At 60.5% G+C, this 598-nt stretch carries 1 protein-coding gene; it reads right to left on the minus strand.

Translation table 11 applies throughout. From position 1 onward, the window contains the following. Positions 1–133: 133 nt before the first annotated feature. Positions 134–598 (minus strand): DNA gyrase C-terminal beta-propeller domain-containing protein (locus tag ACKGJN_RS16535; RefSeq protein ID WP_409540669.1); only part of this gene is annotated, 465 nt, incomplete at its 5' end.

A 598-nucleotide genomic window follows, 5' to 3' on the forward strand; every position in this document is an offset into this window, starting at 1 on the left:
ACCTGTCCTCTTGCCTGGATACGCCGGCTGTCGGCCGGCCTCCGGCGGTTCCTGTTCAAAGCTTATTGGTTCTCGTTGTTGTCGGGGCTTATAGGCTGCGGCGAGACAGACGACAATGCAGAAATCCCCCAAATCAACCGAATTTGTTGGACCGCGGGAAACCATTCGGGGGCAAACGGCCTGCCTGCGCCCGCTTGCCGAGCCAGTCCCTGAGTTCGGTTTCGATCCGCGTCCGACCGGCGCCAGCAGCCCAGCTCAATCCTTCCTTCCGGTTGAAAGTCTTGGCATCCGACAAACCGCCATCCTTGTACTTCTGCAGAATGACCCCCCTACCACGGGTCATTTCCGGCATCTCATCGATCGAGAAAAGCAACAGCTTCCGGTTGTCGCCGATGACCGCCACATGGTCGCCCTCGACCGGGCGGCAAACGGCCGCTTCGACGCCTTCACCCGGATTCAGCACCTGCTTGCCGTTCTTTGTCTGGGCGATGACTTCGTCCTCCGGCACCACGAAGCCACGGCCCTCCGATGACGCCACCAGCAGTTTCCGGCCAGGCTCGTGCACGAAGACCGATACGATATCCTGGTCATTCGGCAG

Source organism: Gillisia xinjiangensis (assembly GCF_046298265.1).
Classification (GTDB): Bacteria; Bacteroidota; Bacteroidia; order Flavobacteriales; family Flavobacteriaceae; genus Gillisia; species Gillisia xinjiangensis.